At 70.2% G+C, this 19,808-nt stretch carries 21 protein-coding genes; 5 read left to right on the top strand and 16 right to left on the bottom strand.

The window, feature by feature from the left end; genetic code table 11:
* Positions 1-23 precede the first annotated feature (23 nt).
* Positions 24-1,592, top strand: coding sequence for an alpha/beta hydrolase (locus FXF68_RS24820; protein ID WP_222870077.1), 1,569 nt, complete (start codon positions 24-26; stop codon positions 1,590-1,592).
* A 92-nt stretch (positions 1,593-1,684) separates the two neighbouring features.
* Here the strand turns inward: FXF68_RS24820 and FXF68_RS24815 are convergent, their stop codons facing one another.
* The 6 genes from FXF68_RS24815 to FXF68_RS24790 form a co-directional block, all read right to left on the bottom strand.
* Positions 1,685-2,230, bottom strand: coding sequence for a hypothetical protein (locus FXF68_RS24815; protein ID WP_148763149.1), 546 nt, complete (start codon positions 2,228-2,230; stop codon positions 1,685-1,687).
* A gap of 144 nt (positions 2,231-2,374) precedes the next feature.
* Positions 2,375-3,043, bottom strand: a complete 669-nt coding sequence (locus FXF68_RS24810) for a dienelactone hydrolase family protein (protein ID WP_148763147.1) — start codon at positions 3,041-3,043, stop codon at positions 2,375-2,377.
* A 57-nt stretch (positions 3,044-3,100) separates the two neighbouring features.
* Positions 3,101-3,511 carry a hypothetical protein gene (locus FXF68_RS24805; RefSeq protein WP_148763145.1) on the bottom strand — a complete coding sequence of 137 codons (411 nt, stop codon included), beginning with the start codon at positions 3,509-3,511 and terminating at the stop codon, positions 3,101-3,103.
* Positions 3,512-3,593: 82 nt separating this feature from the next.
* On the bottom strand, positions 3,594-4,067 hold the full coding sequence (locus FXF68_RS24800) for a PGPGW domain-containing protein (RefSeq protein ID WP_222870076.1): 474 nt from the start codon (positions 4,065-4,067) through the stop codon (positions 3,594-3,596).
* A gap of 83 nt (positions 4,068-4,150) precedes the next feature.
* Entirely contained in the window at positions 4,151-4,471 is a 321-nt protein-coding gene (locus FXF68_RS24795) for a hypothetical protein (protein ID WP_148763143.1), read from the bottom strand.
* A 180-nt stretch (positions 4,472-4,651) separates the two neighbouring features.
* Entirely contained in the window at positions 4,652-6,427 is a 1,776-nt protein-coding gene (locus tag FXF68_RS24790; RefSeq protein WP_148763141.1) for an AAA family ATPase, read from the bottom strand.
* Between the two features lie 54 nt (positions 6,428-6,481).
* Here FXF68_RS24790 and FXF68_RS24785 point away from each other — a divergent pair, with 54 nt between their 5' ends.
* The gene (locus FXF68_RS24785; RefSeq protein WP_187438095.1) at positions 6,482-7,744 is read left to right on the top strand and encodes an SDR family NAD(P)-dependent oxidoreductase; all 1,263 of its coding nucleotides are present in this window, start codon (positions 6,482-6,484) and stop codon (positions 7,742-7,744) included.
* Here the strand turns inward: FXF68_RS24785 and FXF68_RS24780 are convergent.
* The 3 genes from FXF68_RS24780 to FXF68_RS24770 form a co-directional block, all read right to left on the bottom strand.
* Positions 7,734-9,320 carry a hypothetical protein gene (locus FXF68_RS24780; protein ID WP_148763139.1) on the bottom strand — a complete coding sequence of 529 codons (1,587 nt, stop codon included), beginning with the start codon at positions 9,318-9,320 and terminating at the stop codon, positions 7,734-7,736. The two genes, FXF68_RS24785 and FXF68_RS24780, sit on opposite strands and share 11 nt — an antisense overlap.
* Before the next feature lie 19 nt (positions 9,321-9,339).
* Complete coding sequence (locus FXF68_RS24775; RefSeq protein ID WP_148763137.1) at positions 9,340-10,707, bottom strand: DUF2201 family putative metallopeptidase; 1,368 nt, start codon at positions 10,705-10,707, stop codon at positions 9,340-9,342.
* A gap of 217 nt (positions 10,708-10,924) precedes the next feature.
* The gene (locus FXF68_RS24770; protein WP_148763135.1) at positions 10,925-11,155 is read right to left on the bottom strand and encodes a hypothetical protein; all 231 of its coding nucleotides are present in this window, start codon (positions 11,153-11,155) and stop codon (positions 10,925-10,927) included.
* Positions 11,156-11,416: 261 nt separating this feature from the next.
* Between FXF68_RS24770 and FXF68_RS42540 the strand changes: the two genes are divergently transcribed.
* Entirely contained in the window at positions 11,417-11,917 is a 501-nt protein-coding gene (locus FXF68_RS42540) for a DUF7161 family protein (RefSeq protein WP_187438094.1), read from the top strand.
* A gap of 28 nt (positions 11,918-11,945) precedes the next feature.
* On the opposite strand, the gene FXF68_RS24760 is transcribed toward FXF68_RS42540, so the two are convergent.
* Together FXF68_RS24760 and FXF68_RS24755 are read right to left on the bottom strand one after the other, a co-directional pair.
* On the bottom strand, positions 11,946-12,266 hold the full coding sequence (locus FXF68_RS24760; RefSeq protein ID WP_148763133.1) for a hypothetical protein: 321 nt from the start codon (positions 12,264-12,266) through the stop codon (positions 11,946-11,948).
* Positions 12,267-12,414: 148 nt separating this feature from the next.
* Positions 12,415-12,873, bottom strand: coding sequence for a DNA-processing protein DprA (locus FXF68_RS24755; RefSeq protein WP_148763131.1), 459 nt, complete (start codon positions 12,871-12,873; stop codon positions 12,415-12,417).
* Positions 12,874-13,514: 641 nt separating this feature from the next.
* Between FXF68_RS24755 and FXF68_RS24750 the strand changes: the two genes are divergently transcribed.
* Complete coding sequence (locus FXF68_RS24750) at positions 13,515-13,970, top strand: excisionase family DNA-binding protein (RefSeq protein WP_148763129.1); 456 nt, start codon at positions 13,515-13,517, stop codon at positions 13,968-13,970.
* A gap of 2 nt (positions 13,971-13,972) precedes the next feature.
* Entirely contained in the window at positions 13,973-14,530 is a 558-nt protein-coding gene (locus FXF68_RS24745; protein ID WP_148763127.1) for a PIN domain-containing protein, read from the top strand.
* 155 nt (positions 14,531-14,685) lie between these two features.
* On the opposite strand, the gene FXF68_RS24740 is transcribed toward FXF68_RS24745, so the two are convergent.
* The 5 genes from FXF68_RS24740 to FXF68_RS24720 form a co-directional block, all read right to left on the bottom strand.
* On the bottom strand, positions 14,686-16,296 hold the full coding sequence (locus FXF68_RS24740) for a solute symporter family protein (protein WP_148763125.1): 1,611 nt from the start codon (positions 16,294-16,296) through the stop codon (positions 14,686-14,688).
* A complete protein-coding gene (locus FXF68_RS24735; RefSeq protein ID WP_148763123.1) occupies positions 16,293-16,661 on the bottom strand; it encodes a DUF485 domain-containing protein in 369 nt (122 codons plus the stop codon). The genes FXF68_RS24740 and FXF68_RS24735 overlap by 4 nt, the downstream gene beginning before the upstream one ends.
* Before the next feature lie 195 nt (positions 16,662-16,856).
* A complete protein-coding gene (locus FXF68_RS24730) occupies positions 16,857-18,587 on the bottom strand; it encodes a sodium/solute symporter (RefSeq protein ID WP_148763121.1) in 1,731 nt (576 codons plus the stop codon).
* On the bottom strand, positions 18,584-18,958 hold the full coding sequence (locus FXF68_RS24725; protein ID WP_246178920.1) for a DUF485 domain-containing protein: 375 nt from the start codon (positions 18,956-18,958) through the stop codon (positions 18,584-18,586). The genes FXF68_RS24730 and FXF68_RS24725 overlap by 4 nt, the downstream gene beginning before the upstream one ends.
* A 47-nt stretch (positions 18,959-19,005) precedes the next feature.
* Positions 19,006-19,761: a LytR/AlgR family response regulator transcription factor gene (locus tag FXF68_RS24720; protein WP_148763120.1), complete on the bottom strand. Its 756-nt coding sequence runs from the start codon at positions 19,759-19,761 to the stop codon at positions 19,006-19,008.
* Between the last annotated feature and the right edge of the window lie 47 nt (positions 19,762-19,808).

Here is a 19,808-nt window from a genome sequence, read left to right as displayed (position 1 = left end):
CACTGAGATCAGGGAGGCAGCCGGTGAGAGCCCGGAGAAGGAGACGCGCGGGCGCGGTCATCGCCGCGGCCGGGGTCGCCGTGGGAGCGGTGGTGGGCGGCGTCCCGCAGGCCGCCGCCGCGCAGGGTGTGCAATGGCGGTCATGCGCGGAGCCGGAGGCTCCGACCTTGCAGTGCGCGATGGTGGAGGTCCCGCTCGACCACGCCCGGCCGGACGGGCGGACGGTGAAGATCGCGATCAATCGGCTGCCCGCCACCGCGCCCGAAGGCCAGCGGCAGGGGCCCATTCTGCTGAATCCGGGCGGGCCCGGCATCAGTGGGTTGTGGATGGCGTCGTGGATTCCGTCCCAACTGCCGCCGGACGTCGCCGCCGCCTACGACTGGATCGGCTTCGACCTGCGCGGGTCCCAGCACAGCGAGCCGCGCATGTCCTGCGACCCGCACTACTTCGACGGGCCGCGTCCCGACTTCCAGGTCAGCCAGGGAACGGCGGAGACCTGGCTCGCGAAGGCGGCGGGATACGTCCGGAACTGCACGGAGAAACACGCGGAACTGCTGCCGCACCTCTCGACGGTCGACCACGTCCGGGACATGGACGCGATCCGCCGCGCGCTCGGCGCCGAGAAGATCAACTTCTTCGGCTGGTCGTACGGGACGACGCTCGGCTCGACGTACGCGCAGCTCTACCCGTCGCACGTCCGCCGGTTCGTCCTGGACAGCATCGTCGGGCCGTCCATCCCCTGGTACGACCACAACGTGCTGCAGGACCTCCAGCACGAGAAGCGGTTCAAGGCGTTCGCCGCGTGGGTCGCCAAGGCGGACGGCGTCTACCGCCTCGGCACCGACCCGGACGACGTCGAGGACAAGTGGTACGCCATGCGCGCCTCGCTCCGCGCGCACCCGGTCGGACGCATCGGCCCGGACGAGTTCGACGACACCCAGGTCGCGGGCGGCTACAACATCCTGCGGTGGCCTCGGCTCGCGACCGTGTTGTCCGCGTATACGAACTCGAAGGACACCGCCCCGCTCGTCACGGCCTATGAGCGGTATGCGGCGCCCGATCCGACGGACGACTCGTTCGACCTCTACAACGCCGTCCAATGCTCGGACAGCAAGTGGCCCCGCGACTTCCGCTTCTGGAAGAAGGACCAGGCGAAGGTCAACGAGAAGGCGCCCTTCTACACTTACAACAACATGTGGTTCAACGCCGCCTGCCTGACGTGGCCGGTCAAGGCGGGGAACCGCACCCGCATCGACGGACGCGGCCTGCCGCCGATGCTGCTCTTCCAGGCGACCGACGACCCGGCGACGCCATACGAGGGCGGCGTCGACACGGCTCGGGCCCTGCCCGGGGCCCGGCTCGTCGTGGAGCGCGGCGGCGGCAGCCACGCCATCACGTTCGCGGGCAACCGGTGCCTGGACGACACCCTCGTCGCCTACCTGCGGGACGGCACGCTGCCCGCGAACCGCGGCCTCGTCGACCGCACCTGCGACAAGCTGCCGGATCCGGACCCGGCCTGGGTCGCCGCCGCCCCCGCGGTGGCCGCGACCCCGGGGGCCGAGCGACCGGACCCGGCGCCGCTCGTACGCTGAGACCGCGGCGCGTCGTCCGGCGATCCGGCACGCCGGGCGGCGCGCCGCTCCACCACGCGCCGCTCCACCACGGGTCGCTCGACCACGGGCTCTCAAGCGCGGCGGCGGAGGCGGCCCCACGGCTTCGTCACCGCGAGGACGGTCGCCAGCGTCAGCGCCGTCAGCGACACGGCGGGCGGGTAGAACAGATCCGAGACCCGCCCCGGATCGGGCGTGCCGCCCGCCGCGAGCGTCCGGCCGTAGTCGTCGACCTCGTCCATCCCCGGTTGCAGCGCCACCAGGATCAGGGAGCAGAGGACGAGGTTCAGCGTCAGCTTGATCGCCACCCACCAGTAGCGCACCAGGCCCCATTTCGTGGCCAGCCCGAGCACGAGCCCGCTGACCAGGCAGATGAGCCCGCTGGTCAGCATCGGCCAGACGACGAACGTCGCCAGCGCCCGGTAGGCGAGCCCGCGGACGTCCTCGCTCCCGCCGTACCGCCCGGTCAGGACGAGGACGGCCACGATCACGTCGATCCCGATCCACGCCCCGGCGGACACGATGTGCACGATGAGCGTCGCCCGCCGCCAGCCCCGTCCGAGCGGGAGCCGGGCGGTCGGGCTCGGCGCGCGTACGGTACGGGTTTCCTGTGCCGCCATGTCGTCACGTCCTTTCCGGTGCGTCCCGGAAAGACGATCCCGGTTCGCGGACGGAAAGACGTCCCGTGCGCGGCGACACCGGAGGTACGGCGAACGGCGCACAACACGGCGGCGCGCCTACGCCGCGCGGGGTACGCGGCCCGGTTACGGCACGGCCGACTGCTGCGTCAGGTACCGGCCGAACCACCGCGCGGCCAGGTCGGTGACCCGCTCCAGCGTGCCGGGCTCCTCGAACAGGTGCGACGCGCGCGGTACGACCTCCAGCCGGTGGACGGCGCCCCGGAGCCGTCCCGCCGCCTCGTCGTTCAGCCGCAGCACCACCGGGTCGCGGGCGCCGACGATCAGCAGGACGGGCGCGGCGACCCGGCCGAGCGCGTCCCCGGCGAGGTCCGGGCGGCCTCCCCGCGACACCACGGCCGCGACCCGTCCGGGACGTTCCGCCGCCGCCGCGAGCGCCGCCGCCGCGCCGGTGCTCGCGCCGAACAGCCCGACCGGCCGGCCCGCCGTCGCGGGCATGGCGGAGAGCCAGTCGATCGCCCCGGCGAGCCGCCTGGTCAGCAGCCCGATGTCGAAGCGCAGCTCGGCGGTGACGGCGTCGCGCTCGTCCTCCTCGGCGGTGAGGAGGTCGATCAGCAGCGTGCCGATCCCCGCCTCGTTGAGCCCGGCGGCGACGGCCCGGTTGCGCGGGCTGTGCCGCGAGCTGCCGCTGCCGTGCGCGAACAGCACCACGCCGCCGGGCTCGTCGCCGGGCAGGGCGAGGTCGCCCGGCAGCGTCGCGTCCGCCAGGTCGAGCGTCACGTCCGCGGTGTCCATACGGCCGGGCTACCCCTCCCCCGCCCGCCCATGCCGCACGTCACCGCCGGACGGACGTCACCGCCGGACGGACGCGGGCGCGGGCTCCTCGCTGCGTTCCGGCCGCCGGACGGTGAAGAACCCGACCAGCGCCGCGAGCGCCGCCACCAGCTCACCCGCCAGGCTGATCGTCTTGTCGCTGTACCAGGACGGGTCGTACATGCGCGGGATCGGGCCGAGCCGTCCGAAGTCGACGGAGTAGTACAGCAGGACGGCCCCGGCCGCGCTCGCCGCGACGACGAACGCGATCGCGAACGTCCATCTCCGCGCCCAGACCAGGACGAGCACGGCCGCGACGGCGGCGGCGATCGCCTGGCCGTAGAACAGGTCGTCGCCGGGGATGGTGTCGCTCGGAGTGTGCGGGCCCGGCGCCATGTCCGGCGCGAACCGCCAGTGGACGACGGCGTCCGCCGCCAGCCCACCGGCCACGAGAAGTCGCAGAAGAATGCCCATGCCCATTGCACGGGCATACCCGTCCCACGGATCAACTCCGCCCAAGAAAATGGCCGGATCAGGCGCCGCGGGCCGCGCGGGCGGCGCGGACTCGGCGGTGGCTCCAGATCAGCAACGCGAACAGGATGATGCCGGACAGGATGAGGCCCGATCCCGCGCTCCACCCCGAGAACGGCAGTTCGTCCACCAGCCCCCAGGCGACGCCCGCGGCGAGCAGCGCCAGGCCCGTCAGGATCGAGCCGGTGAGCTTCCACCAGGACGTGACGCTCTCCTCCGCCGCCTGGATGGCCCTGTCCCGGACGGGTTCGACGTACTTGTCCACGGCCGGGAACTCGCGGGCGAGGATGAGCAGGCCCGCGAGGACCAGCAGCAGGCCCGGTCCGGGCAGGACGAGCAGCGCGACGCCGCCGAGCAGGACCAAACCGCCGACGACGATCACCACGCCGCGTCTGGCATGCCTGACGTATCCCATGCTCCGCCTCCGTCCGGCGCGTCCCCGCGCGTGCTCGTCCAGCGCCCGTGCAGTAGCCACGCTAGATCGTCTAGCGGGATGCTCCCGCGTACCTCCCCCGGTCGCGGGAAAAGAGTCGGCCTGATCGCGGCCCGAACCCCCGGTCAGCGCAGCGCCGCCATCAGGGCGTCGCTCGGGGAGCACCATACCTGGCGCGCCTCGCTGAACCCCTGGTCGCGGAGGGCGTCCGCGTGCCACCGCGCCGAGGTCGGACGGTCGCGGTTCGCGGCCGCGTAGCCATGGTCGCGCGGGTCACCGAAGATCTCGAAGCGGCGGCGCGCGGGCCCGGACAGGACAGGGTCGCCCGCCACCGCGTCCCACCAGCCCGCCCAGTCGAGCGCCCCGGCCGCCCGCTCGCGGCTCATGCGGGCCTCGTGGAACGCGGTCGCGGCGGCGTTCAACCGAGGCGCGGACTCGTCGGTCATGTGTCCGCTCCCTTCAATGACGAGCAGTGACGGAATCGGGAGCAGCAGTTCGACCGGGCGCATGAGCAGCTCGTCCAGTCGGCGGTGCCGGGTCGCGGCGGCGGCGAGGCCGGGCGGGCCGCCCGCGAGGTGGCGCCGTCGGGCGGGGTGACCGCGTCCGCGAGCAGGTGCACCTGGAGGTCAGGCGGTGAAGAGGTTCGTCCAGAAGCGCTGGCGCTCGGGGTCGGCGCCGAACAGGTAGGTGGCCTTGAGCTTGGGCGGCAGCAGCGGGGCCAGCCGCGCGGCGGTCTCCGCGTGCGCGCGGAGCTGCGACAGCTCGGCGTTGGCGAGGACGCGGTGCACGACGTCGGTCGCGTCCGAGCCCTCCGGACCGGCGGCGCGGAGCCGGGCCGTCCAGCCGTCGAGGTCGGCGGCCAGTTCGCGCAGGCCGGTGACCTGGCGGAGGGCGAGCCGCGACTCCAGATCGGCGAGCGGGACGGGCGCGTACTCGCCGTCCCCCAGGTATACCTTCGCGATTTCCAGGGGAAGGCCGCTGCCGTGGAGGCGGATCAGGCGCTCAAGGGTTCGCTTGGTCATCCATTGGCGGCCATCGTCGTCGATGTCGTTCTTCCACCATTCGAGGACGGTCTCCGCCACCGGGCCATAGCGGGAGATGAGCCATTCGTTGGCGGGGATGTCGTCCGGCTCTATTTCCAGGGACGCGGTGAAGCGCGACGCCTGTGCGATGGTGTTGCGTGAGACGAGCAGCTTGCGTCCGAGGTGGTAGGGCGGGTTCTGCAAGGCGATCTGGGCGCGCAGGCCCTTGATGCGGCGTCCCGCCAAGGACCATTCCTGCGTCACCTCCATGAGGCGCGCGAACGTGGACTTGTCCTTGGGACGGTTGTACTCGTCCCAGACGATGGCCTTGTCGCCGGGCTCCAGGAATGGCGCGGCGAGGAGGTTGTCGAGGGTGCCGTCCAGGGTCGGGACGGGCGCGCACAGGTCTTCGACATTGGTGACCGGGAGCGAGAAATAGAGCGGGTCGATGCCGAGCTCGTCGCGGACGACCTCCTTGACGACCTCCGTTTTGCCGCAGCCGGGCGGGCCCTGGACAAGCACCGCCCAGCGGCGCTCGATGGCCGTCCTCACCAGCCGGCGGACGGCATCGGGAATGTGCGGCGGGTTCGGCACGTCGGCGCCCGCGCGGCGCAGTTCGGCGGCTATGCGTCCGAGGATGTCGGGGGCCTGGTCCGTACCGGGTTTGCCGTCCGGTTTGGGGACGGCGAGGGGCAGGCGGTGACCGTCCACCAGCGGCAGGCCCCAGGCCAGCGGGAATCCGGCGAGCGCGCAGTCGAGGACGTGCTCCAGCGTGCGCGGCGACAGGAGTCGGCGCAGTTCGGCGGGCAGCGACGCCCATATCCGGAACACGCCGGTCAGGTCGACGCCGCGGAATTTGCGGGACAGCGCCGCCCGCCACGCGGTGTCGGCCGCCGTGACCCGCAGCGTCGCCATTCTGTCGAGAATGGCGAGGTCGGTGCGGCGGGCGGCTGTCTCGCTCAGCGACTCGTTGTCGGTGAGGAACACGCCTATGCAGCCGAGTTCGCGGAGGTCGTGCTCTCCGAGCGTCCAGTGGCAGGCGATCTGCATGAGCTGTGATTGGAGAGTCGTCCCGGCCTGGAGTGAGTCGTCGATGAGCAGCACGAATGGCTTTCCCGGCTTGAGCTGCCGCATGATGAGCTGTTTCAGGACCAACTCGCCGCCGTTCTGCCGGACGGGCGCGTTGACGAGCAGGTCGTCCGGAGTGAGGTTCGCGGCGGGGACGTAGACGAGCGCCGTGTCCTCGCGGCGGCGCCGGACATGGCTGAAGAACGTGGACGTCTTCCCGATTCCGTGCTCGCCGAAGACCTGCCCGGTGATGCCCAGGTCGATCATGGTGTCGATGAAGCGGGCGAGGCGCGGCCCGTCCGGCATGCTCATGCGATCAAGTACACCGGTACGGGACGTCCGGGCTCACCCGATTTAATGTGCCCCATGCGCGACGACGAGGTGGGGATCTGCTTGCGCGTCCTGAAGGAAATGGCGGACGCGCCCGACGGCGATCCCGACCTGGAGCGGGTGCGGATGGCGGTCAGCGCGTTCGGAAAGCGGGTGCGGGAGCGCGACCGGGCGGCGGCGCGGCGGCGGCGCGCCGCCGAGGACGCGGCGATTCTGGCGGGTCGGCCAGTGAACCGGGTCGATGACGCTTCGGCTGTCGAGATCCTGCCCTCCGGGACGCCGTCTGGCGGGCTTCGTTCCTGCTACGTGTGCAAGGCGCATTTCGGTGAGGTGGACGCCTTTTACCACCGGCTGTGCCCGCCGTGCGCGGCGGAACATCGCCGTCACCGGAACGCGCGCACCGATCTGACGGGACGCCGCGCCATCGTCACCGGCGGGCGAATCCGCGCCGGTTTCGAGCTGGTGTTGAAAATGCTGCGGGACGGCGCGTCGGTCACGGCGTTGACGCGCTTCCCGGCGGACGCGCGGCGGCGGTTCGCGGAAGTGCCCGACCGCGATCTGTGGCATGACCGGCTCACCATTACCGGAATGGATCTGCGGGACGTCCCGGCGGTCGTCCGGTGGTGCGATTCGCTGGTGGCCGAAGGCGAGCCGCTGGACATTCTGGTGAACCTCGCCGCGCAGACGCTCCGCCATCCGCCCGAGTCGTACGCGCCGCTGCTGGCGGGCGAGGGCCTGGCCGCGCTTCCCTCGCCCGCGCTGCCGGTGGCGGCGGGCGCGGTGGACGTCGCGGGTCTGCTTCCCGATCCGTCGCCGGTCAATTCCTGGACGCGGCTGGTGCACGAGGTCGATCCGGTGGAATTGCTGGAGGCGCAGCTCATCAATGTGACGGCGCCTTTCCTGCTGGTCGGACGCCTGCGTCCGTTGCTGGAACTGTCGCCGCATCCGCGGCGGTACGTGGTGAACGTGTCGGCGGTCGAAGGGCAGTTCGATCGTGTCTACAAGGGTGCCGAACACCCGCACACGAATATGGCGAAGGCGGCGCTGAACATGCTGACGCGGACGGCGGCGTCCGAACTCGCGTCGCACCGCGTTTACATGACGAGCGTCGATCCGGGCTGGTTCACCGATCAGCAACCGGAACCGGACAAGGCGCGGCGTGCCGCAGCCGGGTTCCGTCCCCCGCTGGACGCCGTCGACGCCGCCGCCCGCGTCTACGATCCGATCGTTCGTGGTGAAAGCGACGGGAATCCGCCGCATGGTTGCCTGTTGAAGGATTTCCAGGTCGTCAACTGGTGACGGCTCCGGCGGTCGCGAACAGTTCGGGGAGGGTGCCGACGAAACCGTCCTCCAGCAGTTTGAGCGCCACCAGCCATGCCTCGGGACGTCCGCCGATGTGCCTGTCGATGTGCTCGGCGAGACGGCGCAGCACACGCGGGTCGGGAAGGCCCTTGGACGGGGCCAGCAATTCGTCCGGCTGGGCCACGGCGAGAACCTCGTCGGCGGTGATGCGCGGGCGGTCGCGGAACAGTTTCAGAGCTTCGGGCCCGTAGGCGAGTTCGGGATTCCAGTGGTTGAGGACACCCGGCTCGCGGAGGCGGCGGGTGCGGCCGTGGCCGGTCTCGTCCAGGAACGGCGGGGACAGTTCGATATCGCCGTTTCTTTGGAGTAGTGCTCTGACCTGGGCGGTGCCGCGGATTCCGGGGAGCCAGAGCGAGTCGGCGACCGTCCGCAGCGCTTCCTCCGGGACGGTCTCGACCACGAAGGCGGCGTCGATCGTCCCGGCGACGAAACCGTTTCCGGCGACCTTGAGGATGACGTCCGCGCCTGGACGCGCGCCCTGCCCGCACAAATCCGCGAGCACTTCGGGGGCGGGGTCGCTGATGAAGACGGCCAGCTCGGGATGTTCATTGACGGCCCGCCGGATCAGCGCGAGGGGCACGTCGGTCCGCTTCACGATGAACCGCGCGGCCCTGGCCGGGATCGGGCTCTGGTCGGCGCTCACCGCGTCCCAGTCGACGCGCGGAATGCACGGATGCCGCCGATTCACCACCGTGCGAACGAGCGGCCGCGCGTCCCGCCAAGGCTCGCAACCGGCCGCGTCCGCGAGCTCGGCCACCGACCGCAGGAATTCAGGACGCCGTACCCGACCCGACAGTTCCCGCAGCCGTTCCTTCCCCTGTTCGCTTTGCAATGCCGCCTGTGCATAGGCGAGCACACTCGGCTCCGATTCGCCGACCCCCCATCGGAACGCGGGAAGGCGCGCATCGTCGACGAGTTGCCGCACTTCATGCGTGCGACCTGAATCGAGAAGCGTCAGACAGGCCCAAACAGCGCCATGCGGATCGGCGCCCGCCCCGAGAAATCGCAGCACGCTTCCCGCCAGCTCGGGATCGGCCGCGTAAAGGAGCGCGTGATCGAGAGCCCCGCCATGCATGGGGAACAGGTCGTCCCGGAACGACGCCGGGAGCGGGACGGGCGTGACGCCGTCCCGGCGCGAGGTCTGCCGCGCGAGCTGGCGGCGCAGGTTGCGCGGGATTCGTGCGAGGGCGCTCTCCGCGGTCAGGAGGGTCGCGTTGACCTCGGGATCGTCCAGGTCGAGGAGGCGTCCGAGCAGGGACGGCGGGTCCCCGACGAGCAGGGCGTGCTGGATCAGCAGGTCGAGGTCGGCCGTCCGGCCGCGCCTCAGCAGCGCCTCGATCACGACCCGGTTCGGCATCCCGAAACTTGCCGTCGCATGCCGGACGCGGTTGTCCGAGAGGTGCCCGAGCAGCTCATCGACCTCGCCGGGCGTCGCGAACCGGAGCAGTCCCGCCGTGCAGCGGGCGATATTCCGGGCGCGGACGGTTCTCCAGGACTTGCGTTGGGGGGCCATGAGGCATGACCGTAGCGAGTCACACGGGCCGGACGCGATGACACGCCATCGGCGGATCCCGCCGCTCCGGCCATTCGTCCCCGCCAGGCGTGATCAGCCAGATCCATTTCCCGGGCTCCGCCGGGCTGATCGGGTCGGCATATCCATCGGTGACCACGATGACGGCGTCCGGAAATTCGTCTCTCGCTTCGACATGCCGCTGGACGGCGCCGAAGTCGGTCCCGCCGCCGCCGTACATGGGCTCGCCCGGCCGGAACGGGTTCACCGCCGCGTCGAAGGAAAGCCATTCCGGCTCGACTCCGTCGATGCGTCCGACGAGCCCGCTCAGCCATTCGACGACGCCCGACGGGATGGAACCGGACGTGTCCAGCGCGATGACCAGCGTCTTCACCCGCTCCGGTCCGCGCCGCGCCAGCATCGGCTCATGCCCGAGCGCGGCGAGCACCGCCCCGCGCTTCTTCGGATAGACGAGCCGCTCGCCCTCCCGGAGTTTCGACGCGAGAACGTCCACGAGCCAGCGCTGCCACCATTCCACCCGCCGCGTCGACTGCGTGACCCCGCGCAGCGCGTGCGCCCCGAGATCACCCCAGATCCGGTCGACGCCCTCGCCCCCGCCCTCCGTTCTCCGCAGCAGTTCGAGCAGCTCCTCTTCGGCTGCCCTATTCCCTCGCCGCGCCGCGATGAGCACGCTCCGCAGGACGTCGTTCCCGACCCTCTCGACGGTCTCTTGATCGAGCACGTCAACGAGAACATGGACACACACGGCGTCCCCAGCCCCCGGCGGCTGGCGCATCCTCCGCAGTTCCCGGTAAACGCTCATATCCGTCTCGATCCACTCCTCAAACCGAACCGGATCGAGCCCTTGACCACCCAAATCCTTAACATAGGTGCCATAAACATCCTGCGGCGAGATCCCGACCGGCTTCCCGCCCACCTCAGGCAATGCCCCGCCCAGCCGCGTCAAAGCGACATGGTTAACGGTGACCTCGCACGCCACCGTGAAAACCGGATCACTCCGCAGATCAACGTCAGCGAACAGATGCCGCTGGACAAGATGCCGCGCCTCATGAAACAGCACGAACCGAACGCCCTCAGCCCCGATATCCACGAAAAACTGAGGATTATAAAGAAGAAGGCAGGACCCGTCCCCCGACGCGACCACGGCCGCAGTCTCAACGGCCGTCGTAGGAATCTGGTGATGACACTTACTGTAAAGCCATGACGCGATGGCGCTGTGGCTCATCCCGAGTTCCAGCAGCGCCCGCTCTTTCAGCCGCCGCGCCGCCTCGACCACACCGTCATCGGCGGGCCGCCACGCCTCCAGCGCCCGCCGATCCCCCAGTGCGACAACGGGCGCCCTGACTCGACGCCCGTCCCCGAAAGCCATCGGCTCAGACCGGATACCTCAGCGCCTCATCGATCTCGGTACTGCCCGGGTCCGCGATCACCTGCGGCTTGGGCGGAACCTCCTGCCCGGCCACCAACTCGTCCAACGGAGTCCGCGGCGGCAGAGTCCGCCACCGGCCACCCTCATCCTGCCGATCATCGCTCATACCCCCATCATGCAGCCTCCCCCACCGATCCGCACGACCGATTTTCTGGAGTCAGCACCGCTTGAGCGCCGCCGCCACGGCAGGATCCTCACCCGGATTGAGCCGCAGCCATTCCCCCACCGAGGGCAGTTTCACGCCATGGCGCCCAAGGCATTCCTGGAACACGCTGCCCGCCACCACGGGAACCCGAGCGGCCTCCCCCGCACCGAGCAGCGATGCACAGGCTTCGACGGCCGTCCGCATCCGCTCCTCGTTACCGCTGTCACGCTCATCTTCAGGCAACCGGATCCCGTGCTCCTGCAGACACCCCCGAAACCCACCATCAGGCGGCACACTCGCCTGCATCGGCGAAGGCGCAACCGGCGCCGCCGCCTCAGAGGCCGGACTGCCCGCCCCACCACACCCAGTCAGAAGCCCGACAACAACCAGCAGAACCCCGCCGCTACCGACCCGCATCCCCACATTTGATCATGAAACCCCGCCCGCGAGAACCCCGCCACACCCCCGCATAAACTCCCGAACCCCAAGCGGAGAGGCCACCGCATGAGCAAGAGCCAGAACCGCAAGCCCCTCCCCTACAACGCGAAGGGCCTACGCGGAAAACTCGCCCACGTCCTCGTTGACGACCCCACCGACGAAGTCAACTGGCCCGCCGACCTCCCACCCGGCACCAAAATTGCCATCATCCTCGACGACGAACCAAACCCCCACCACACGCTCCGCGTCCACCCACCAAACGACCCCACCCACACGGCCCTAGTCGTCTACGACCAACTAGCACTAGCCGAAACCCCACTCCCAGGAGGAATGGACCCCCGCCGCATAGCCCTGAACCGACGCCACAGCATAGAAATGAGCCAACTCTTCACAGAATTCCTAGAGGCCCACCCAAACGTAGAATCCGAACTCACCAACGCCCACATGACCGAAGCCCAAGAAAAAGCCTGGACGACCTACAGCGCCCCCCTCCTCCACCGCCACCAAACCGAACGCGCCGCCCTAGCCGACCAACTAGAATCCGAACTAACCCAACCCGACACATAACCGCCGCCAGGCTGTCCAGCAGTGCGGGTCAGAGTTCGGGCGGGTGCGGAGCCTCAAGGATTTGACGGGCAGTAGTCCAGATGTCCTCGAACTCGTCCCTGGTGAGCGGCATTACGTCGTGGCCTTCCCATTGGCTGACGGGCAGTCCCGCGGTCTCTCCGTAGGCTGCGGCGTAGGCGGCGTAGGTACCGCCGTCACGAGCTTGAAGCGATTCGGCCAGCGAGGCGGCGGCGATCGGCGTGCGGTCGATGCCTCGCAGTTCGACCTGCCGGATCACCCAGTCGTCGGCGCCGACCTCGAAGTAGAACCAGATGTCTTCTTCATCCCAGTAACTTCGGAACCACTGCAACCGGCGCCCCACCCCACCCTGCTGCCCCGCTCTCGCGGGCTCACTAATTCCTCGGCGGACTTCGCCAATCGGCGTTCGGCGGCCTCCGGCTCTCCAAGAAAGATCTCGCACCGTTGTCCGTCCACCCTGGCAGTACATCACCGGAATTCTAAACCGGCATTATCAATCGCGGTTTATGCTGGTTTGCCGCGTAAGCAATGGTGTACCAGGTGCCGCTGGACGTCGTGCCTTTCAACGGGAAGCCGATGACGAACCCGCTGCGGTCGACCACCCAGCGGTTGCGCTCGAAATAGCCCTCGGTGTTCAGCGAGCCGCTGAGCTCGACCAGTTCGGCGAGACGGCCCCCGTCACGGACGGCCGCGACCGCGTCCTGAGCGTCTTTCGGCTGCTCAGTGAGCCTGGCCGGAGCGACGACCACGAGTTCGGCCTCCGTCTCGTCCGCAAGCCAACGCAACGCGAGCGAATCGATACCGGACGCGCCCCCGAGACGGAAGCGGACGCCACGGCGCGCGAATGGTCGGACGTACTCATCGAACACGGCCCAATACTCGCCCAGCATGCGGTAACCGGTTGAGCGCGTACCGGTGATCGTCACAACCTGCGGCATTCCCCGTCCTCATGTCACCAGATGTCATCTCGCCTATCGGCGACGAACGCAGTTCGCTCGATCACGTCGAGGGACTCACCAAGCCTCTTACCGCGAGGCCGACTCCAAACCTGCCGGTGAGCACCCGTCACACGAAACGAACGGCCCCGGACGGCGTTGGGCGCCTGCGGCACGCGTCCTGAGGACGGCAGGCGGCCGTGGTTCTTCACGTCCTGGAACGAACCCATCGCCGAGGCCGGACGTGTCACCGACGCCGCCGTCTTCCGGGGGAGACAGTTCGAGGACTTCGGGCCCGCTGAGCGGCTCCACGCGCCGTCCGCAGGCGCGCGCCGCAGATCGCGGCGGCGCCCGTCCAGGACGAGGAGGCGGTTCTCACCCGCGTCACCGTCACCTGCCGCGACGCCGGTCCGTGGCTCATCCGCTGGGACGACACGTCCTACACCTGGCACAACGGCCCCACAAAGACACCCGCCTCGCCCCCGATCCCGCACGAGCAGCCGCCCTCGTCGCCACCACACTCGGCGCAACCCCCTGAACCGGGGACGGCACGGCGGTGCCCCACACGCCGCGCCGTCCCCGCCTACACCGCAGGCTTGCGTTTATTGCGTTTGCTTCGCATACTGCGAATAGGAGGTGTGAGCATGGCAGACGTACAGGTCAAACGGATAGAGCCAGGCGCGATCGACTCCGCGCAGGCCGCGCGAGCCGTCCAGCGGATCAAGGCGTATCTGCAGCGGCACCCTGACGAGCAGAACATCCGAGTGCAGGCCGAGGTCGGTGAGGAAGAGGCTCTGGTGCTGCCGCGGCAGGCGGTGAGCCTGCTGACCTACATCTTGTCCCAGGCCGCCGCCGGACGAGGCGTGTCGGTGATGCCCTCGCATGCCGAGCTGACGACCCAGCAGGCCGCCGACCTGCTGAACGTCTCCCGGCCCTATTTGATCGGGCTGCTGGAGAGGGAGACGATCCCGTACCGGAGGGTGGGGCGGCACCGGCGCATCAGGTACGACGACCTCATGGCCTACAAGCGGGAGTCCGAGGCGAAGAATCGCGCCGCAGCCGACGAACTCGCCGAACTCGGCCAGGAACTGGGCATCTGACCATGACGTTCGTCGCGGTCTACGACGCCTGCGTCCTGTACGGCAACACCCAGCGCGACCTACTGATACGCGTTGCCCAGTCCGGGCTCGTCCAGGCCAAGTGGACGAACGCCATCCTCGATGAGATGCAGGAGAACCTTGCCGCGAACCGCCCCGACATCCCACCGGAGAAGCTCGCCCGGTTACGGGCCCTGATGAACCAGGCGGTTCCCGACATCCTCGTCGAGGGGTATGAGCCGCTGATCGAGGGGTTGAAGCTTCCCGACCCGGACGATCGGCACGTCCTGGCGGCGGCGATCAAGTGCGGAGCTCAGATGATCGTCACATCGAACCTCAGGGACTTCCCGTCGCATGTGCTCGCCCCCTGGGGTGTGGAGGCCAAGGGGCCGGACGATTTCGTGCTCGACCAGATCGACTTCGACGACCGGAGGATCTGGGCTTGTGTTCAGCAGATCGTCGACTCGCGCAGGAATCCGCCAGAGACGTTGGAGGACGTGCTCGACGCGCTCGAACGGGCCGGGCTGGTGGAGTCGGTCGCGGCGCTGCGGACGCGCGGCTAGCGCGCCCCTACAAAGGGGGCGGCCCCGTCCCTAGGGGGGTGGGACGGGGCCGCGGCCGCGCTGGGCGGGGGGTGCCCGCGCGGGGGGTCATTGAGCCTTCGCGTCTCCGGAGCCTGTGCGGGGCAGGCTCCGGGCACACGGTGGACGGGAAGTGCTCAATGATCGGTGGCTGCCTCCGCGCCCGCTCCGGTGAGGGAGCGGACCTCGATCTCCGCGTACTTCTCGGCGTTGTGCTCCTTGCTGAGGAGGGCGCCGAAGAAGCCGCAGAGGAAGCCGAACGGGATGGAGACGATCCCCGGGTTCTCCAGCGGGAACCAGTGGAAGTCCACGTCGGTGAACAGGCTCTTCGGCGTGCCGGAGACGACCGGGGAGAACGCGACCAGGAAGATCGCGGAGCCGAGGCCGCCGTAGATGGCGGCGACGGCGCCCGTGGTGTTGAAACGCCTCCAGAACAGGCTGTAGAGGATCGCGGGCAGGTTCCCGGACGCGGCGACCGCGAAGGCCAGGGCGACGAGGAACGCGACGTTCAGGCGTTGCGCGTAGATGCCGAGGACGATCGCGACCGCGCCGATGACGAACGCGGAGATGCGCGCGACGCGGACCTCGTCCCGCTCGGTGGCCTTGCCCCTGCGGAACACGTGCGCGTACAGGTCGTGCGAGAAGGACGACGAGGACGCGAGCGTCAGCCCGGACACGACGGCGAGGATCGTCGCGAACGCCACCGCCGCGATGACCGCGAGCAGGATGGTGCCGCCCGCGCTGCCGAACACGATGTCGCCGATCTTCTCGGCGAGCTGCGGCGCGGCGGTGTTGCCCGCCGGGTTCTCCTTGGCGATGGCCTTGCTGCCGACGAGCGCGGCGGCGCCGAACCCGAGGACGAGGGTCAGCAGGTAGAACACGCCGATGATGCCGATGCCCCAGAGCACCGACTTGCGGGCGTCGCGGGACGTCGGGACGGTGTAGAAGCGGATCAGGATGTGCGGGAGTCCGGCAGTCCCGAGGACGAGGGCGAGCCCGAGGCTGATCAGGTCGAGCTTGCCCTTGAGGCCCTGGGCCTCGGTGCCGTAGCGCAGGCCGGGCTCCAGGAACGCGCTGCCCTTGCCGCTCTGCCCGGCGGCGTCGTCCAGCAGGGACGAGAGGTTGAAGTTGAAGTGGCCGAGGACGAGCAGCGTGATGAGGATGGCGCCGGTCATCAGCAGGACGGCCTTGACGATCTGCACCCAGGTGGTGCCCTTCATCCCGCCGAACACCACGTACACGATCATCAGGACGCCGACGAGCGCGATCGTGGCGCCCTTCGCGAAGTCGCTGCTGAACCCGAACAGCAGCGAGACGAGCGCGCCCGCGCCGACCATCTGCGCCAGCAGGTAGAAGATCGACACGACGATGGTGGAGACGCCGGCGGCGGTGCGGACGGGACGCGGGCTCATCCGGAACGCCAGCACGTCCGCCATCGTGAACCGGCCGGAGTTGCGGAGGAGTTCGGCGACGAGCAGCAGCGCGACGAGCCATGCGACGAGGAACCCGATCGAGTACAGGAACCCGTCGTAGCCGTTCAGGGCGATGAGCCCGGCGATGCCGAGGAACGACGCGGCGGACATGTAGTCGCCGCCGATCGCGAGGCCGTTCTGCGCGCCGGAGAAGGAGCGCCCGCCCGCGTAGAAGTCGGTGGCGTCCTTGGTGTTCCGGCTCGCCCACACAGTGATGACCAGCGTGATGCCGACGAAGACCAGGAACAGGGTGATCGAAAGATTCTCATCGCTCATCGGGCCACCTCCGTCTCAGGGGCGTCGGCGTCTCCGGAGCCGGCCGCTTCGACGGCGGCGCGGATCCGGTCGGCGGCCGGGTCGAGGCTGCGGCCGGCGTGCCGCGAGTACAGCCACGCGATGAGGAACGTGGACACGAACTGGAGCAGGCCGAACACCAGCGCGACGTTGATGGAGCCGAACAGCTCCTTGCCCATGAAGCCGCGCGCCCATCCGGACAGGACGACGTAGAGCAGGTACCAGGCGAGGAAGGCGGCGGTCATCGGGAATGCGAATCGGCGGAATCTGCGGCGAAGATCCTGGAACTCCGCGCTGCTCTGGAACCGTTCGTAAACGGTGCCGGAGGCGTTCTTTTCGAAGGACACGACCACCCTCCTGTGTTGTGACCCCGGTCACGCGCCACCGTAAGGACGCTCCAGGGATCGGGCGAGGGTCCCGCCCCGGGGCTGCGGTCAGCAGCCATTCATCGTCGGCGGCCTGCGCGCCGCGTCGGTGAGCGGTCCGTCTGGCACGACGAACGGTCGGGCCGAACGGGCCCCCGAGGGCCCCCGAGGCCCTGTTCAGACCCTTCGCGGACGCCAGGTGCCCCGGTCGACGTCGAGGGACTCGGGCGTGTGCAGGCGCACCATCATGCGCGCCACGCCCGGCGGCACCCGCCCCGGCGTGAACCACGACACGACGATCATGACGGTGAACGCGATCGGGACCGTCCAGGCGGCGGGCTCGGCGAGCAGCGCGCCCGCGAGGCCGCCGGGCGGTCCGGCGGCGATCGTCACGATCACGGCGGTGCCGGCGAGCAGCCCGCCCGCGACGAGCCCGGCGAACGCGCCGGGCACGGTCAGCCGCCGCCACCACACGCCGAGGACGAGCAGCGGGCAGAACGTCGACGCGGCCACCGCGAACGCCAGCCCGACGACGTCGGCGACGGCGAGCGAGCGGGCCGTGATCGCGAGGGCCAGCGGGACGACGAGCGCGAGCAGCGTCCCGGCCCGGAACGAGCGGACGCCGCCGCGCAGGATGTCCTGCGCCAGCACGCCCGCGACGGACACGGTGATCCCCGACGACGTGGACAGGAACGCGGCGACCGCGCCGCCCGTGACGAGCGCGCCGAGCAGGTCGCCGCCGAGGCCGCCGATGAGCCGTCCGGGGAGGGTGAGGACGACGGCGTCCGCGCGTCCCGTCATCAGCAGCTCGGGCGTGTAGAGGCGGCCGAGCACCCCGTACAGCGCGGGCAGCAGGTAGAACGCGCCGAGGAGGGACAGGACCATCACGGTGGTGCGGCGGGCGGCGCGTCCGTCCGGGTTCGTGTAGAAGCGGACGAGGACGTGCGGCAGGCCCATCGTCCCGAGGAACGTGGCGAGGATCAGCGAGTACGTGCCGTAGAGGGAATGGTCGCGGCCGTCCAGGGGCAGCATCCATTGGCGGTCGGTGCTGACGGGGCTGCCGCGGACGTGCGGGACGTCGGCGCCCGCCGGGAACGTGACGTCCGTGTCCGCCTCGATGCGGTGCTCCCCGGCCGCCAGCACCAGCGGGGAGGAGCGGTGGTCGCGGCCGTCGACCCGGCCGTCCACGACGACCTGGACGGGCGCGGTCACGTTCACGGTGACGGCCAGCCCGACGCTGACGGTGGTGCGGTCGTCGAACCGCGGCGGGACGTCCGACGACAGGCCGGGCGCGCCGTCGTACCGCCAAGCGAGGAGCAGGAAAACCAGCGGGACGGCGAGCGCGGTCAGCTTCATCCAGTACTGGAACGCCTGGACGAGCGTCACGCTGCGCATCCCGCCGACCAGCACGTTCACCGCGACGACGACCGCGATGAGGACGCCGCCCGCCCACACCGGCGCGCCCGTCACCGTCCGCAGGACGAGCCCGGCGGACTGGAACTGCGGCAGCAGGTAGAGCCAGCTGATCAGCACGACGAGCACGCTCGCGACGCGCCGCACCGCCATGGATTCGAGCCGTGCCTCCGCGAAGTCGGGCAGCGTGTACGCGCCGGAGCGGCGCAGCGGCGCCGACACGAGCACCAGCAGGACGAGGTAGCCGCCCGTCCAGCCGACGGGGAGCCACAGCATGTCCGCGCCGTAGGCGAGGATGAGGCCCGCTATGCCGAGGAACGACGCCGCCGACAGGTACTCGCCGCCGATCGCGGAGGCGTTGCGCAGCGGCGTCACCGTCCGGGACGCGACGTAGAAGTCGGACGTCGTCCGCGAGATGCGCACCCCGAGCACGCCGATCAGCACGGTCGCGACGACGACCAGCACGACGCCCGCCAGCCCGTAGGCGGCGCTCACGGCTCCTCCGCGGCGGAGCGTTCCGAGCGGTCGACGAGCTCGGCGAAGTCGTCCTCGTTGCGCTCCGCCTGCCGGACGTACCACCAGCCGACCCCGACGAACCACGGGTAGATCAGCCCGCCGAGCAGCACCCACGGCAGCGGCGCGCCGAGCACCTCCTGCTCGCGGACGGCCGGGAACACCTCGAACAGCAGCGGCAGCCCGAACGCCACGGCGCCGAGCACCAGGCACAGCCCGGCCGCGAGCCGGAGCTGCGTGCGGACCAGCGACCGCATGTACGCCTCGCCGAGCCCGGTCTGCTCGTCGATCTCCCGCGTGACCGGATACCGCGGACGCCGGACGGCCCGCGTCCGCGGCCCGGTGACCAGCACCCGTCCCGGCGCGATCCCCTGCGGCCGGTCGGGGTCGCCGCCCGCGCTCAGGGGGATCGCCTCGCCCTGCGGACCAGGAGGTCGCGCAGTTCCCGGACGTGCCGCCTGCTCACCGGCAGCTCCGCGTCGCCGACGAGGACGGTGCAGCGGCCCGAGTCGAGCCGCAGCTCCTTGATCGCCGACAGCGCGACCAGGTGGCTGCGGTGCACCCGGACGAACCCGGCGCCCGTCCACCGCTCGCTCAGCGCGGCCAGCGGGATCCGCACCAGGTGGCTGCCGCCGGACGTGTGCAGCCGCGCGTAGTCGCCCTGCGCCTCCACGTACAGCACCTCGGAGGGCGTGACGAACCGGATGACGCCGCCCAGCTCGACGGGCATCGGCTCCGGCTCGGCCGGGACGGCGGGCGGCGCCTCGTCGTCCAGCTCGGCGGACTCCGACACCCGCCGGATCGCCTCGCGGAGCCGCTCCGGCCGCACCGGCTTCAGGATGTAGTCGGTCGCCTTGATCTCGAAGGCGTCGACGGCGTGCCCCTCGTACGCGGTGACGAACACGATCTGCGGCGCGCGGGCGAACTGGGCGAGGACGCGGCCGAGGACGGTGCCGTCCAGGCCCGGCATGCGGATGTCGAGGAAGACGGCGGCGATGGGACGTCCGTCCGCGAGGGCCCGGTCGAGTTTGCGGAGGGCGTCGGCGCCGTCGCGGGCGGTGTGGATCTCGCCGATCCTGGGGTCGGCACGCAGCAGGTGGACGAGGTCGTCCAGCGCGGGAGCCTCGTCATCGACCGCGAGGACACGCAGGCCCACCGCACCGTCCTTCCCAAAGCGCTCGCCACATTCCAGTCAACGGACGA

It is taken from the genome of Actinomadura decatromicini (assembly GCF_008121305.1).
GTDB lineage: Bacteria > Actinomycetota > Actinomycetes > Streptosporangiales > Streptosporangiaceae > Spirillospora > Spirillospora syzygii.
This window is presented reverse-complemented; position numbering and strand designations above follow the sequence as displayed.

What these genes read in the sequence shown, in the direction of transcription:
- FXF68_RS24815 (WP_148763149.1), bottom strand. Translation starts at nt 2,230, where the DNA reads ATGGCGGCACAGGAAACCCGTACCGTACGCGCGCCGAGCCCGACCGCC.
- FXF68_RS24810 (WP_148763147.1), bottom strand. Translation starts at nt 3,043, where the DNA reads ATGGACACCGCGGACGTGACGCTCGACCTGGCGGACGCGACGCTGCCG.
- FXF68_RS24795 (WP_148763143.1), bottom strand. Translation starts at nt 4,471, where the DNA reads ATGACCGACGAGTCCGCGCCTCGGTTGAACGCCGCCGCGACCGCGTTC.
- FXF68_RS24790 (WP_148763141.1), bottom strand. Translation starts at nt 6,427, where the DNA reads ATGAGCATGCCGGACGGGCCGCGCCTCGCCCGCTTCATCGACACCATG.
- FXF68_RS24785 (WP_187438095.1), top strand. Translation starts at nt 6,482, where the DNA reads ATGCGCGACGACGAGGTGGGGATCTGCTTGCGCGTCCTGAAGGAAATG.
- FXF68_RS24780 (WP_148763139.1), bottom strand. Translation starts at nt 9,320, where the DNA reads ATGGCCCCCCAACGCAAGTCCTGGAGAACCGTCCGCGCCCGGAATATC.
- FXF68_RS24775 (WP_148763137.1), bottom strand. Translation starts at nt 10,707, where the DNA reads ATGGCTTTCGGGGACGGGCGTCGAGTCAGGGCGCCCGTTGTCGCACTG.
- FXF68_RS42540 (WP_187438094.1), top strand. Translation starts at nt 11,417, where the DNA reads ATGAGCAAGAGCCAGAACCGCAAGCCCCTCCCCTACAACGCGAAGGGC.
- FXF68_RS24755 (WP_148763131.1), bottom strand. Translation starts at nt 12,873, where the DNA reads ATGCCGCAGGTTGTGACGATCACCGGTACGCGCTCAACCGGTTACCGC.
- FXF68_RS24750 (WP_148763129.1), top strand. Translation starts at nt 13,515, where the DNA reads ATGGCAGACGTACAGGTCAAACGGATAGAGCCAGGCGCGATCGACTCC.
- FXF68_RS24745 (WP_148763127.1), top strand. Translation starts at nt 13,973, where the DNA reads ATGACGTTCGTCGCGGTCTACGACGCCTGCGTCCTGTACGGCAACACC.
- FXF68_RS24740 (WP_148763125.1), bottom strand. Translation starts at nt 16,296, where the DNA reads ATGAGCGATGAGAATCTTTCGATCACCCTGTTCCTGGTCTTCGTCGGC.